A 14,035-nucleotide genomic window follows, 5' to 3' on the forward strand; every position below is an offset into this window, starting at 1 on the left:
GATAATTCTCTATCCGCAACTCCATTTAAGAAGGAAAGGGCTGAGAATGTTTTCTCTAGCCCTCTCCTCTTATTCAGCTACATACTGATATATTTCTCGTACTAAGCTTTCTGTCTTTTCCCAACCCAAGCATGGGTCTGTGATTGATTGACCAAATACTTCTGGTTGATCTTGACGACCGTCCTCCAGATAAGATTCAATCATAAATCCACGAACCACATCATGGATAATTGGATTCCAGCTTCGATTACTAAGGGTCTCTCTGACAATGCGAATCTGTTCAGCAAATTTTTTCCCAGAATTATCATGATTGGTATCAACCAAGATAAATGGATGTTGCAATCCCAAGGCTTGGTAACGATGAGCAGCTTCTAGCAAATCTTCATAGTGGTAGTTTGGAATGTTTTTCCCATTCGCGTCTAAAGCTCCACGCAGAATAGCGTGTCCGAATGGATTTCCATTTGTCTCCACAGAACGACCATTATAGAAGAAATGATGCCCATGCTGTGCAGCATAAATCGCATTAAACATGACAGACAGATTTCCAGATGTCGGATTTTTCAATCCCGTTGGGACTGAGATCCCACTTGCCACAAAGCGGTGGCCTTGATCTTCTACAGAACGTGCCCCAATAGCAACATAGGAAAGTAAATCTTCAACAAATGGGTAGGTCTCAGGATACAAAAGTTCGTCTGCTGTAGTCAATCCGGTTTCGGTAATCACTCGATGATGCAGGCGACGAACTGCCTTTAAACCAGCTACAAAACTTGGTTCTGAAGCAGTATCCGGCTGATGCATCAAACCTTTATAGCCATCTCCATTGGTCCGAGGCTTGGCAGTATAGACCCGCATCACAATGAAGACCCGATCTTTGACTTCTTCTTGAAGGGCTGCAAGGCGGCAAGCATACTCCATCACTGCTTCCTCATTATCTGATGAACATGGTCCCATCACAAGCAAGATACGCTTGTCTTCTCCCTTTAAAATAGAGGCTAGTTCACGGTCACGCGCTTCTTTGCGAGCCAATTGTTCACCCTCTAAGCGATAAAGAGAAGTCACCGCTGTTTCATCAATGATTGGGCTAGTAGCTGTAAAAGACATAGGCAGATCCTTTCATACGATTAGAGTTTTTTACCGTGGCAGTTTTTAAATTTCTTACCAGATCCACATGGACAAATGTCGTTACGTTTGATTTGGCTCAAATCAAGATCTTCTGGTAAATCAGTTTTTTGAGCAGCAATATTACGAGTCGCTGTCGTTGAAATACTATGTTCTGTACGTGGGCGCTCTTGTTCGTGAATTTGAGCTTTCATCATGAGACGAGTCACATCAAACTCAATAGAACCAATCATATCGTTGAACATACGGAATCCTTCAGATTGGTATTCAACCACTGGATTATTTTGCGCATAGCCACGGAGACCGACAGCATTACGCAATTGGTCTAAGGCATCGATGTGATCTGTCCATTTACTATCCACAACACGAAGGATCAAGACTTTTTGGAATTCTCTAACTGCTTCTTCATCGCGTAATTTCGCTACTTGGTTTTCATAAACCTCTTCAGCTCGTTGGAACAAGTAATCAATCACATCTTTATCCGATTTGCCTTCAATATCGCTCTCTGAAATGGTATCTTCAGGGACCAAATTGTATTTGGCAAAGTTCAAGATAGCTTCCGTACGTTCTTCCTTGCTTGAGTGGCTTGCCCCTTCAACGATCCGTTTAATGGTTCGTTTGATCATGGCCTTGATTTCTGGAGCCAAATCACGATCCGCTGTAATCACATCATAGCGTTGAGAGTAGATAATCTCGCGTTGCTCCCGCATGACGTCATCATACTGAAGGACTTGCTTACGAGTGTCATAGTTGTTCCCTTCCACTCGTTTTTGGGCTGCTTCAACTTGACGTGTAAACATGTTGGATCGGATGACAGATTCTTCTTCGCTTAGTTTGAAGCGGTCTAGCAAGGCTTTGATGCGCTCTGAACCGAAACGACGCATCAACTCATCTTCAAGAGAAAGGTAGAATTGAGATTCACCCGGGTCCCCTTGACGTCCGGAACGTCCACGCAACTGGTTATCAATACGACGGCTTTCATGACGCTCTGTACCAATGACACATAGTCCGCCCAATTCACGAACCCCTTCACCGAGCTTGATATCGGTACCACGTCCGGCCATGTTGGTCGCGATGGTAACGGCACCACGTTGACCCGCATTCATGATGATTTGAGCTTCTTTGTAGTGGTTTTTCGCATTCAAAACTTCGTGGGGAACTCCTGCTTCGACCAAGAGACGAGATAAATAGTCACTGGTTTCAACGGCAACGGTACCCACCAAGACTGGTTGCCCTTTTTCGTAACGTGCTTTTACATCTTCTACTACAGCCTTAAACTTCGATTTCAAGCTTGGGTAAAGAAGATCTGGATGGTCAATACGAGCAATCGGACGGTTTGTTGGAATTGGAATGACGCGAATGTTGTAAATTTCACGGAATTCTTCTTCTTCTGTCTTACCAGTACCTGTCATCCCTGAAAGTTTTTTGTACATCCGGAAGAGGTTTTGGTAAGTAATAGAAGCTGATGTTTTGGTTTCTTCTTGGACTGGTACACCTTCTTTAGCCTCAATCGCTTGGTGGAGACCATCAGAATAGCGACGTCCTTCCATGGTCCGACCTGTAAATTGGTCGACGATCAAGATTTCTTGATCCTCACTGACCACATAGTCGATGTCCAAAATCATGATATAGTTGGCACGGAGGGCATTGTCAATGTAGTGTGTTAAAGCAACATTTTCAATGTCATACAAGTTTTCAAGCTTAAAGTAGCTTTCAGCCTTATCAATCCCAGAATCTGACAAACCAATCGTTTTTGAAGGAACATCAATGATATAGTCTTCTTCTTCCAAAGATTTCACAAAGGCATCCGCCATGTGATAGAGTTGGCTAGTTTCTGTAGAAGTCTGACCTGAAACAATCAATGGAGTACGGGCTTCATCAATCAAGATCGAGTCTACCTCATCGACCAAGGCATAGTTCAAAGGACGTTGTACCATGTTTTCGGCACGAACAACCATGTTATCACGCAGGTAGTCGAAACCGATTTCCGCATTGGTTGAATAGGTGATATCACAAGCATAAGCTTCTTGTTTTTCAGAAGGTGATTTTGCAGCCAGGTTGATCCCAACTGAAAGACCTAGCCATGAGTACAATTCTCCCATCTCAGTCGCATCACGTTCTGTCAGGTATTCATTGACCGTAACAACGTGAACCCCTTTACCAGATAGGGCATTCAAATACACCGGCATGGTCGCAGTCAAGGTTTTCCCTTCCCCTGTACGCATTTCTGGAACGTCACCATGGTGAAGAACAATCCCCCCCATGACCTGTACTTTATAAGGGAACAAGCCCAAGACACGCTTAGCACCTTCACGAACTACTGCGAAAGCTTCATAGAGGAGATCATCCAATGATTCACCATCTTGGTAGCGTTGTTTGAATTCTTCTGTTTTCGCCTTCAGTTCATCATCTGACAAGGCAGCCATTTGATCTTCATAGGAGAAGACCTTGTCTGCCATCTTTTCCAATCGTCTTAATTCACCTTTATCATTTTCGATAATTGTTTTTAATAAATTAGCCATTAGTATCCTTACTTTTCAAATTTCTTAAATTTTAAACGTTCTTTTTATTATAGCACACTGTAGCTTATCCATCAAGAAATTCCATTGATTAGAAGATGGTTTCCCCCTCTTTTTTCCCTTATCCATTTCACCTTTTGCTCATCTATTAGAAAAATCCTTAAAACAACAAAAGGTTAAGTACTTGACGACTCAACCTTCTATCTACGTTTATGGATGACTGACAATTAATTCCATCTCTTCTCCTGATAAGGTCCAATTCTGGATATCACTCGTTAAGATAAAATGTTCTCCTTTTCCAATCGGATAATCTACCCCATCTACCTGAAGACTTCCTTGCCCTGAGAGAACGCTCACCAAACTATAATCATGGGTCTTTTCAAATCGAACTTCCCCATTGATGACCCATTTGTGAACACCAAAGAAGTCATTGGCCACTAACAAAGTCGATGACAAGTGGTCAACTTTTTCCTCAACTGGTCGGCTATTTGCCGGAGCACCTAAGTTCAGGACATCAATAGACTGTTCAATGTGCAATTCACGTAAATTCCCTTGATCATCTTTGCGATCAAAGTCGTAAACTCGATACGTCGTGTCGCTTGATTGCTGGGTTTCCAAAATCAAGATACCCGAACCAATGGCATGCATGGTTCCACTTGGAACATAGAAGAAATCTCCCGCTTTCACAGGAACCCGTGCTAAAAGATCATCCCATTCTTTGGCTTCGATCATTCGACGTAATTCTTCCTTGGACTGGGCGTGGTGACCATAGATAATCTCCGCCCCTTCATCCGCAGCAATAATATACCAGCATTCGGTTTTCCCAAGTTCTCCTTCATGCTCCATTCCATAGGCATCATCTGGATGAACCTGAACACTGAGCCAGTCATTGGCATCCAGAATCTTTGTCAATAAAGGAAAGACCGGTTCTGTTCGATCTCCAAATAATTCACGATGCTCTGCATAAAGTTGGTCTAACCCCATTCCAGCATAAGGCCCATTTTTAACAACTGAAACACCATGGGGATGGGCAGAAATAGCCCAGTATTCACCAACATGATCGCTCGGGATTTCATAGCCAAACTCATCTCGTAATCTAGTTCCACCCCAAATTTTTTCCTGCATGACGGATTGTAAAAATAACGGTTGTGACATACCTGCCTCCATATATCCTTGTATTCAATACCTTATTATACAAAATTTCATTCGTTTTTGAAAGCTCTACCAAGCCCTTCATTCCCTTTTTAATTTTTTGCACGTTTTTCGCATTTTTACCGGCTTTTCGCTATAATAGGAATATGAATCTCAAAGAATCCATTATCGAGTTGGCTCACTCCATCGGTATTTCAAAAATCGGTTTTACCACTGCAGATGATTTTTCCTATTTAGAAAAATCCCTCCGCCTAGCTGTAGAGGAAGGCCGAAATTCAGGGTTTGAGCACAAAAATATCGAAGAACGAATCCAGCCACGCTTAAGTTTAGCTTCTGCTAAAACGATTATTTCCATTGCCGTTGCATATCCTCACAAGTTAAAACAACAACCTCAGAAGACAGCCTATAAACGCGGAAAATTTACTCCCAACAGTTGGGGCATAGACTACCACTATGTCCTACAGGATAAGTTGGACCGCCTGGCTAAAGGGATTGAAGAATTGACGGCTAACTTCGAATACAAGGGCATGGTGGATACCGGAGCCTTGGTGGATACTGCCGTTGCTCAACGGGCCGGCATTGGATTTATCGGCAAGAATGGCCTTGTCATCTCAAAAGAATATGGTTCTTATATGTTTTTAGGAGAACTTATCACTAACCTAGAAATTGAACCTGACCAAGCAGTCGACTATGGTTGTGGAAATTGTAACCGCTGTGTAGAAGCCTGCCCGACATCTTGCTTAATTGGAGATGGCACCATGAATGCCCGACGTTGTCTGTCCTTTCAGACCCAAGACAAGGGCATGATGGATATGGAATTCCGTAAAAAGATTAAAACGGTCATCTACGGCTGTGATATCTGTCAAATCTGTTGTCCCTACAATCGTGGTCTGGATAACCCACTAGCCACTGACATTGATCCAGAACTCGCTCACCCAGAATTAATCCCCTTTATCGAGCTATCCAATGGTCAATTCAAAGAAAAATTCGGAATGGTCGCTGGTAGTTGGCGGGGGAAAAATATCCTTCAGCGAAATGCCATCATTGCCTTGGCCAATGCTAATGACCGGTCTGCCATCCCTAAACTTCTAGAAATTATCGAAACTTCGCAAAACCAGATTCATATTGCAACAGCCATTTGGTCTCTGGGGGAGCTGATTCGAGAAGTCACACCTGACTTGGTTGATTTATTAACTTCCCTCAAAAACCCAAGTCCTGCTATTATAGAAGAACGCGAACGGTTTTTCCAAAAATTCCATCTAGATGAAATAACGATACAAAAATAGAGAGTGGGACAGAAATCGGTCATTCGTTAGAATTCGATTTCGTCGTCCCACCTCCGCACAGTTGAGTAGGGCTATAAAAGCTGATGAAATCAGCGTAGTAGAGCCCACTCAACCACTGCGTCTTGCTCGACTATCCAAAGACAATTGAGAGGCTAGGACTTTGGTCCCAGCCTCTTTTATAGTTCACCTCATCCTTCTTCCTGACCTTATTCTTAAAAAAGCCCCAAGGGATAAAACCAAAAGAACCCCCAAAGAATAGCAGATAAAAAACCAACCACAACATCACGAACAAAATGGACTCCAGCCAGAACACGAACCCCCGACAATAGAAGAGCCAAGGACAGACCAAGGACCGATAGAAGAGGATGCACTCCCCAGGCTACTGTAGAAATGATCGCCGCAGAAAAGACGTGCCGACTTGGCATAGAACTCCCCTTCCCCTCTCGATTCAGTAACGGAGGGAAAGTCCCCAGCTCATAGGGACGCGGCCAATTCATTCGTTTTCGAATGACACTTAATACAATAAAACCAGTTGCTGGTACCAAAAGATAAGCAAGCACAATCCAAGTCTTGCTAGCCTTTAGATAGGCTGCCCAAAGAACATAGAAATAAAGGAGAGGCATCAACAAGGTGACGAGCCGATTGGTCCACTTTAATAAAGAAAGATAATAGGGATGGGTCACAAAAAATGGTCTAACCCGTTCATAGAACAAATATTCTTTTTTCATAAGGATTCTCTCTTCAATCAGTCATTTAACAAGCAACAGCTCAGCTAGATCAAAATCCCTTCCAGGTGATCGAGCTCATGCTGGCAAATCTGGGCCGCAAAACCTTCTAAGCTTATGAGCTGAGGTTTCCAATTGGTATCACGGTAGGAGACTTGAATCTTTTCAAAGCGACTTGTCTTTCGACTTCCTGGCAAAGAAAGACAGCCTTCTTCTGTCTCATAAATCCCTTCTTTCTTAACTAGAACAGGATTAAAGAGAACCAAGGGCATCAAACCTAGTTGGATGATGATGACTCGCTTACGTACACCAATCATATTAGCAGCCATGCCAACACAGGCTTCCTGGTGAGCTCGTAGGGTATCTTGTAAATCTTGCGCCAAATACAAATCCTCTTTTGTCGCTTCTTCAGACACTTGACTCAAAAAGAAGGGATCCTTCATAATGGCTTTTTCCATCATTTCTCCTCTCTTGCTAAAAAAGAGAAGGTCATTCATCCATCTTCCCGACGAAGAACTCCCTCCCCCTAGCATTTTGATGCTTTATGTTATTTCAACCTTAACTTATTAGTCTTTTTTGCTGACTTGTTTTGCTAAGACAAAGTTACCCAAGGTCGCTGAACCATTTCCTGCTACTGCTGGTGTTACGATATAGTCACGAACATCTGGCACTGGTAAATAGCCGTTCAATAAGACGGTGAATTTTTCACGAACGCGATCCAACATGTGTTGTTGTGCCATCACTCCTCCACCAAATACAATCACATCTGGGCGGAAGGTTACAGTTGCATTGACAGCAGCTTGGGCAATATAGTAGGCTTGGATATCCCATACAGAGCTATTCAGTTCAATATTTTCCCCACGAATACCGCTACGAGCTTCCAAGCTTGGGCCAGCCGCAAGACCTTCTAAACAGCCTCTGTGGAATGGACACACACCATTAAATTCTTTTTCAACATCCATCGGGTGTTTGGCAACATAATAATGGCCCATCTCAGGATGTCCCACTCCACCAATGAATTCACCACGCTGGATGACACCTGCACCAATCCCTGTACCAATTGTGTAGTAAACTAAGTTCTCAATACGACCACCCGCATTATTACGAGCAACAACCTCACCATAAGCTGAGCTATTTACGTCAGTTGTAAAGTAAATCGGTACATTTAAGGATCGACGGAAAGATCCCACCACATCTACATTTGCCCAATGTGGTTTGGGAGTTGTTGTAATAAAACCATAGGTCTTTGAATTCTTATCAATATCAATCGGTCCAAATGAACCAATGGCTAAACCAGCAAGACTTTCAAATTTAGAGAAAAACTCAATACATTTATCAAGGGTTTCAATTGGGGTTGTTGTCGGAAACTGTGTCTTTTCAATGACGTTATTATTTTCGTCACCTACAGCACAAACAAACTTTGTTCCACCAGCTTCAAGACTTCCATATAATTTAGTCATATCAAACCTCTTTTTCAATTCTCTTTTTTTCTATTATATCACAAAGGGAAACGGTTCACTTCTATTCCTTATAGAAAAAACTACTCTTATTTATGTTTAAACATTAGGTGAGCGGCTTTTTTATTCCAAGCCTCACCTCCAAAAAAAATTCAAGGACTGGAGGAAGCCCTAACCAGTCCTTGAGTAATCCTATTTTAGATTATGCTTTTACTTCAATAATCGCATCGCCTTTAGCAACTGCACCATTAGCTACTGGAGTTACTGAAGCATAATCAGCTGTGTTTGTGACGATGACCATTGTTGTATCATCAAGACCAGCTGCTGCAATTTTAGCAGAATCAAATGTTCCAAGAACATCGCCAGCTTTGACCTTGTCACCTTGAGCAACTTTCTGATCAAATCCTTCACCGTTCATTGAAACTGTATCAATCCCAACGTGGATCAAAACTTCAGCACCATTGGCTGTCTTCAAGCCAAAAGCATGTCCAGTTGCAAAAGCAATGGTTACTTCAGCATCCGCCGGAGCATATACAACACCTTCAGTTGGTTTGATGGCAATCCCTTGTCCCATAGCACCACTTGAGAATACAGGGTCATTTACGTTTTCTAAAGCAACCGCTTGACCAACGATTGGAGAGATGATGGTTTCATCTTGAAGAGATGCTGGAACAGTTCCAGTTGTTTCTTCTTCAATAATTGCACCAGCTTCTTCGTCTTCTGCAGGAACTGATGAAGCTTCATCTTCGTAACCGAACATATATGTCAAACCAAAACTTAGTGCAGTTGTAAATACAACCATAAATACATATTTCAATAATTGACCGTTTAGATAGAGAAGTGTTCCTGGAATAATTGTAATACCAAATCCTGTACCAGCAAGGTTTAACATAGATGCAATCCAACCACCTACAGCACCTGCTCCCAAAGCAATAACGAATGGTTTCACATAACGCAAGTTCACACCAAAGATTGCAGGCTCAGTAATACCTAATAAGGCAGAAATAGTTGCAGGAAATGCTAAAGCTTTCACTTTTTGAGATTTTGATTTCACTGCCACCGCTAAAGTCGCACCAGCTTGTGCAGTCATAGCAGCTGTAATAATTGCATTAAATGGATCTTTTTTATCCGAAGTAATTAATTGCGATTCAAGAAGGTTAAAAATATGATGGACACCAGTAACGACAATCAACTGATGAACCCCACCGATAAGAAGACCTGCAAGGCCGAATGGTAAATTTAAAATAAACTTAGTTGCATTCAGTACATGTTCCTCGATGCTGTGGAAGAATGGTCCAATAATAAACAAAGCGAGGAATGACATGATTGTTAATGTAAATAATGGAACCAATAACAAATCTAAGACATCTGGAATTTTCTTATGGAGCCATTTTTCAAGTTTTGCACCAATTAGACCAACGAAGAAAGCGGGAAGAACTGAGTTCTGGAATCCAACTACATGATGGAAGATACCAAAGAATGTTGCTGCTTTAGAAGGATCTTCCGCTACAACCCACGCATTAGGAAGTGTCGGACTAACCATCATCAAACCAATTACAATTCCAAGAACAGGATTTCCTCCAAACACTCGGAACGCAGACCATGAAATCAAGGCTGGGAAGAAAGCAAACGCAGTATCTGTCAAAATTGTTGAATAGGTATAGAAATCTGTAGATTTAAATGCGTCTGCTGTAGTACCAAACAAAGCCAGCACTTGATCTTGAGCAATAGCACCACGAATTCCCATAAACAAACCAGTTGCAACGATTGCTGGCAAAATTGGGACAAAAACATCTCCGAAGGTACGGATTGCACGTTGGAACCAATTTCCTTGTTTCGCTGCTTCAGCTTTCATTTCATCTTTTGAAGAAGTTGGCAAGCCTAGAGCTACTACTTCATCGTAGATCTTATTTACAGTACCAGTACCAAAGATGATTTGGTATTGACCTGAGTTAAAGAAAGCTCCCTGTACTTTTTCAATGTTCTCAACAACATCTTTGTTGATTTTTGATTCATCTTTAACCATCACGCGAAGACGAGTCGCACAGTGAGCAACACTGCTAACGTTCTCAACTCCACCGATTGCATCGATGACTTTTTTTGCAATTTCTGTATTTGACATTTGCAAAAATCTCCTTATTTTTTATTGTTTTGAAAACGGTTAAACCATCTCTACGCTCTTAATTGTACCACGTATTAAGAATATGTCAACCGTTTTGCAGAATGTTTTTGGTGTTTATTTGCGATTTTTGATTGTTTGAAAGATGGATTTCTTATTTTCATTCACTAAAAAGCCCGTATGCTCTATATAAAAACCTCTATCTTGTTTTTGAATTTTCAAAAACTTTCATACTTTCATTTATTTTCATAAATCAAAACTAGGCTTGACTTCGATATTTTATGATAAACGTTTGACATTTTTTCTCAATTATTTGGCCAAATTCTTGCTTTTTTTTTTAGAAATCGGTACTATGGAAGTAAGAAAAATTTTGGAGGAGTCAAATGGAATGGACAACCGAACTTCGGTACAAACGGTATGAAGACTGGACCGAAGAAGAAAAGAAACAAATTAAAGAAAATATGGCCAAATCCCCTTGGCATACTCACTACCATGTTGAACCAACATCTGGTCTCTTAAATGATCCAAATGGTTTCTCTTATTTTGACGGCAAATGGATCCTCTTTTACCAAAACTTTCCGTTTGGAGCCGCACATGGATTGAAGTCTTGGGTACAACTCGAAAGTGACGATTTAGTCCATTTTAACGAAACCGGAGTGAAGGTCTTTCCAGACACACCTTTAGATAGCCATGGAGCCTATTCTGGATCAGCTATGCAATTCGATGACAAACTTTTCTTATTCTATACAGGAAATGTACGAGATGAGAACTGGATCCGCCATCCCTACCAAATCGGGGCTTTGATGGACAAAGAAGGAAAGATTGAAAAAATCAACAAAATCTTGATTGATCAACCTGCTGATTCTACTGATCACTTCCGTGACCCACAGATTTTTAATTTCAAAGGCCAATACTACGCCATTGTCGGTGGTCAAGACCTTGAGAAAAAAGGATTCGTTCGTCTTTACAAAGCAGTGAATAACGATTATACAAACTGGGTTGAAGTAGGAGATCTTGATTTCAACAATGATCGTACAGCTTATATGATGGAATGTCCTAACTTGGTCTTCGTCGGCGAGCAACCTATCCTTCTTTATTGCCCTCAAGGTTTGGACAAAGCGGTCCTCGATTACGACAATATCTACCCAAATATGTATAAGATTGGGGCTTCTTTTGATCCTGAACAGGCTCGTTTAGTTGATGTATCTGAATTGCAAAACTTAGACTATGGCTTCGAAGCCTATGCAACTCAAGGCTTCAATGCTCCTGATGGAAGAGCCTTAACTGTTAGCTGGTTAGGTCTACCAGATGTCGCTTATCCATCTGATCGTTATGACCACCAAGGAGCTTTCTCTTTGGTCAAAGAGCTAAGTATTAAGGACGGTAAACTTTATCAATATCCAGTTGAAGCTATAAAAGAGCTCCGCTCCTCTTCATCCGAGTTTCGTAACAAAGAGGTTACCAACAATTGTTACGAGTTAGAATTAGCCTTTGAAGCGAATAGCAAAAGTGAGATTGTTCTCCTAGCAGATAAAGAAGGAAAAGGTCTTTCTATTACTTTCGATATTGCAAATGGTCAAGTCATTGTCGATCGTAGCCAAGCTGGTGAACAATATGCCCAAGAGTTTGGGACTACTCGTACTTGCCCGATCGAAAACCAAGCTACAACTGCTACTATTTTCATCGATCATTCTATTTTTGAAATTTTTATCAACAAAGGAGAAAAAGTATTCTCTGGTCGCGTCTTCCCGCATGCTAATCAAACTGGTATTTTGATTAAATCTGGAACACCTACTGGAACATACTACGAACTAGACTATGGTCGCAAAGCTCACTGATGTCGCCAAATTAGCTGGCGTCAGCCCTACGACAGTTTCACGAGTCATCAATAAAAAGGGCTATTTATCTGAAAAAACTATCTCAAAAGTCAAAGAGGCCATGAGGGAGTTGGGCTACAAGCCTAATACAATCGCTCGGAGCCTACAAGGAAAATCAGCCAAATTAATCGGCTTAATCTTCCCAAAAATCAGTCATGTCTTCTATGCAGAATTAATCGATAAATTGGAAGAAGAACTGTTCAAACATGGGTATAAAACCATTATTTGTAATAGCGAGCATGATTCTGAAAAAGAACGTGAATACATTGAAATGCTAGAAGCCAATCAAGTAGATGGTATTATTTCTGGTAGTCATAATCTGGGAATTGAAGATTATAACCGAGTTACAGCTCCTATCATCGCTTTTGACCGAAACCTATCACCTGAGATCCCTGTCGTCTCCTCAGATAACTACGCCGGTGGCGTCCTTGCTGCGGAAACCCTTGCCAAGACAGGTGCAAAGAAAATTATCATGATTACGGGGAATGATAACTCCAATTCCCCAACAGGTCTTCGCCATGCAGGGTTTGCTTCGGTACTGCCAGGAGCACAAATCATTAATGTTTCTAGTGATTATTCCCCCATTCGCAAAGAAATGGAAATCAAGTCTATCTTGACCCAGCAAAAACCTGATGCTATCTTTGCATCTGACGATCTAACGGCGATTTTGGTGATGAAAATTGCTGATGAACTCGGCATTTCAATTCCAGAAGACCTCAAAGTCATTGGCTACGACGGGACCTACTTTATTGAAAAATTTTTCCCCCGTCTAACCACCATCAAGCAACCTTTACAAGAGATTGCTCACCTGACGGTCGATCTTCTTCTACAGAAAATCGAAGGGAAAGAGGTAAAGACTACAGGCTATTTTCTCCCTGTTAGTGTTTTACCCGGAAAAAGTGTGTAAATGAGTAAGAAAATATCCACAAAAAAGAAGCCACCTTTTAGGTAGCTTCTTTTTATTCTGCTTCCGTCACAAATTGGCTTAAGACACCATTCACAAACCTAGCAGATTTCTCATCTGAAAAAGTTTTTGCTAATTCAATTGCTTCATTCACCGCAACCAATTGAGGTGTATCAAAGGAAGTCATTTCAAACACACCCAAACGAAGAATGTTTTTCTCCACTAGAGTCAAGCGTTCTACGGTCCAGCCAGTTTTCAAGTGTTGGGCAATCTGTTGATCCAATTCATCCTTTGATTGACGAACACCCGATACCAAATTGAGGAGAAAAGCTGGAATTTCCACTTCCTGGTCTGTTTCCTCTTTGTCATGAGTAAAAGCAAATCGACACGCTTCTACAACATCCCCTTCATACTCTAAACTCATCAGAGCTTGAAAGGCACGCTCCCGTAGATCACGACGTGATTCAAATAAAATATCAGTCATTGAGGAAATCCTCATTAAACAAATCTTTCAAATCAGGTTTCGCTGCTTTTTCAGTCACGATTCCGACTACATGGATGTTGACATCATCCAAGGTGACATCTGCCATATTGTAGACAGCTGTTTTTACTGCTTTTTGGATTGCAACCGCTACTTTAGGGACTGCCACACCATACTCTAGATAGAGGTAAATATCAACAGAGATTTGACCATCTTCTTGTGTACGAAGGTAAACCCCACGACCAAGAGCACGTTTTGAAAGGCTATCCGATACACTCTTGTTTTCAAGAGAATGAACACCATCTACTTTTGCAGTCGCAATCGCAATAATTTTTTCTAGCACACGAGGTGCAATGACGATTTCGCCGTATTGTTCAGTTGCCATAGAAGTTCCTT

Annotated in this window: 12 protein-coding genes; 3 read left to right on the plus strand and 9 right to left on the minus strand. The window is 41.5% G+C overall.

The annotated features are described in order from the left end of the window. Positions 1 to 69: 69 nt before the first annotated feature. The 3 genes from N596_RS05235 to manA all read right to left on the minus strand — a co-directional run bounded on the left by N596_RS05235 (position 70) and on the right by manA (position 4,793). A complete protein-coding gene (locus N596_RS05235; RefSeq protein WP_023024233.1) occupies positions 70 to 1,101 on the minus strand; it encodes a 3-deoxy-7-phosphoheptulonate synthase in 1,032 nt (343 codons plus the stop codon). 20 nt (positions 1,102 to 1,121) lie between these two features. After that, complete coding sequence (secA, locus tag N596_RS05240; protein WP_023024235.1) at positions 1,122 to 3,641, minus strand: preprotein translocase subunit SecA; 2,520 nt, start codon at positions 3,639 to 3,641, stop codon at positions 1,122 to 1,124. Positions 3,642 to 3,848: 207 nt separating this feature from the next. Further along, a complete protein-coding gene (gene manA, locus N596_RS05245; RefSeq protein ID WP_023024237.1) occupies positions 3,849 to 4,793 on the minus strand; it encodes a mannose-6-phosphate isomerase, class I in 945 nt (314 codons plus the stop codon). Positions 4,794 to 4,936: 143 nt separating this feature from the next. On the opposite strand from manA, the gene queG reads away from it, so the two are divergent. After that, entirely contained in the window at positions 4,937 to 6,076 is a 1,140-nt protein-coding gene (gene queG, locus N596_RS05250; protein WP_023024238.1) for a tRNA epoxyqueuosine(34) reductase QueG, read from the plus strand. 212 nt (positions 6,077 to 6,288) lie between these two features. Here queG and N596_RS05255 read toward each other — a convergent pair whose 3' ends face one another. From N596_RS05255 to N596_RS05270, 4 genes are all read right to left on the minus strand, one after another. Continuing rightward, positions 6,289 to 6,804 carry a phosphatase PAP2 family protein gene (locus N596_RS05255; RefSeq protein ID WP_023024240.1) on the minus strand — a complete coding sequence of 172 codons (516 nt, stop codon included), beginning with the start codon at positions 6,802 to 6,804 and terminating at the stop codon, positions 6,289 to 6,291. A gap of 44 nt (positions 6,805 to 6,848) precedes the next feature. Then, complete coding sequence (locus tag N596_RS05260) at positions 6,849 to 7,259, minus strand: peptide deformylase (RefSeq protein ID WP_023024242.1); 411 nt, start codon at positions 7,257 to 7,259, stop codon at positions 6,849 to 6,851. Positions 7,260 to 7,367: 108 nt separating this feature from the next. Further along, positions 7,368 to 8,261, minus strand: a complete 894-nt coding sequence (scrK, locus tag N596_RS05265; protein WP_023027200.1) for a fructokinase ScrK — start codon at positions 8,259 to 8,261, stop codon at positions 7,368 to 7,370. Between the two features lie 199 nt (positions 8,262 to 8,460). Then, complete coding sequence (locus N596_RS05270; protein WP_023024246.1) at positions 8,461 to 10,380, minus strand: sucrose-specific PTS transporter subunit IIBC; 1,920 nt, start codon at positions 10,378 to 10,380, stop codon at positions 8,461 to 8,463. 380 nt (positions 10,381 to 10,760) lie between these two features. On the opposite strand from N596_RS05270, the gene N596_RS05275 reads away from it, so the two are divergent. After that, on the plus strand, positions 10,761 to 12,215 hold the full coding sequence (locus N596_RS05275; RefSeq protein WP_023027201.1) for a sucrose-6-phosphate hydrolase: 1,455 nt from the start codon (positions 10,761 to 10,763) through the stop codon (positions 12,213 to 12,215). Next, complete coding sequence (locus tag N596_RS05280; RefSeq protein ID WP_023024250.1) at positions 12,196 to 13,161, plus strand: LacI family DNA-binding transcriptional regulator; 966 nt, start codon at positions 12,196 to 12,198, stop codon at positions 13,159 to 13,161. The genes N596_RS05275 and N596_RS05280 overlap by 20 nt, the downstream gene beginning before the upstream one ends. A 52-nt stretch (positions 13,162 to 13,213) precedes the next feature. Here N596_RS05280 and nusB read toward each other — a convergent pair whose 3' ends face one another. Both nusB and N596_RS05290 read right to left on the minus strand, forming a co-directional pair. Then, the gene (gene nusB / locus N596_RS05285) at positions 13,214 to 13,642 is read right to left on the minus strand and encodes a transcription antitermination factor NusB (RefSeq protein ID WP_023024252.1); all 429 of its coding nucleotides are present in this window, start codon (positions 13,640 to 13,642) and stop codon (positions 13,214 to 13,216) included. Then, positions 13,635 to 14,024 carry an Asp23/Gls24 family envelope stress response protein gene (locus N596_RS05290; RefSeq protein ID WP_006595687.1) on the minus strand — a complete coding sequence of 130 codons (390 nt, stop codon included), beginning with the start codon at positions 14,022 to 14,024 and terminating at the stop codon, positions 13,635 to 13,637. The genes nusB and N596_RS05290 overlap by 8 nt, the downstream gene beginning before the upstream one ends. Positions 14,025 to 14,035 lie beyond the last annotated feature (11 nt).

The sequence above is a fragment of the Streptococcus ilei genome (assembly GCF_000479335.1).
GTDB classification, from domain to species: Bacteria; Bacillota; Bacilli; order Lactobacillales; family Streptococcaceae; genus Streptococcus; species Streptococcus ilei.

Coding starts and splice junctions, on each gene's coding strand:
- N596_RS05255 (WP_023024240.1), bottom strand. CDS start 6,804: ATGAAAAAAGAATATTTGTTCTATGAACGGGTTAGACCATTTTTTGTG.
- N596_RS05260 (WP_023024242.1), bottom strand. CDS start 7,259: ATGGAAAAAGCCATTATGAAGGATCCCTTCTTTTTGAGTCAAGTGTCT.
- N596_RS05280 (WP_023024250.1), top strand. CDS start 12,196: ATGGTCGCAAAGCTCACTGATGTCGCCAAATTAGCTGGCGTCAGCCCT.
- scrK (WP_023027200.1), bottom strand. CDS start 8,261: ATGACTAAATTATATGGAAGTCTTGAAGCTGGTGGAACAAAGTTTGTT.
- queG (WP_023024238.1), top strand. CDS start 4,937: ATGAATCTCAAAGAATCCATTATCGAGTTGGCTCACTCCATCGGTATT.
- N596_RS05290 (WP_006595687.1), bottom strand. CDS start 14,024: ATGGCAACTGAACAATACGGCGAAATCGTCATTGCACCTCGTGTGCTA.
- N596_RS05275 (WP_023027201.1), top strand. CDS start 10,761: ATGGAATGGACAACCGAACTTCGGTACAAACGGTATGAAGACTGGACC.
- secA (WP_023024235.1), bottom strand. CDS start 3,641: ATGGCTAATTTATTAAAAACAATTATCGAAAATGATAAAGGTGAATTA.
- N596_RS05270 (WP_023024246.1), bottom strand. CDS start 10,380: ATGTCAAATACAGAAATTGCAAAAAAAGTCATCGATGCAATCGGTGGA.
- nusB (WP_023024252.1), bottom strand. CDS start 13,642: ATGACTGATATTTTATTTGAATCACGTCGTGATCTACGGGAGCGTGCC.
- N596_RS05235 (WP_023024233.1), bottom strand. CDS start 1,101: ATGTCTTTTACAGCTACTAGCCCAATCATTGATGAAACAGCGGTGACT.
- manA (WP_023024237.1), bottom strand. CDS start 4,793: ATGTCACAACCGTTATTTTTACAATCCGTCATGCAGGAAAAAATTTGG.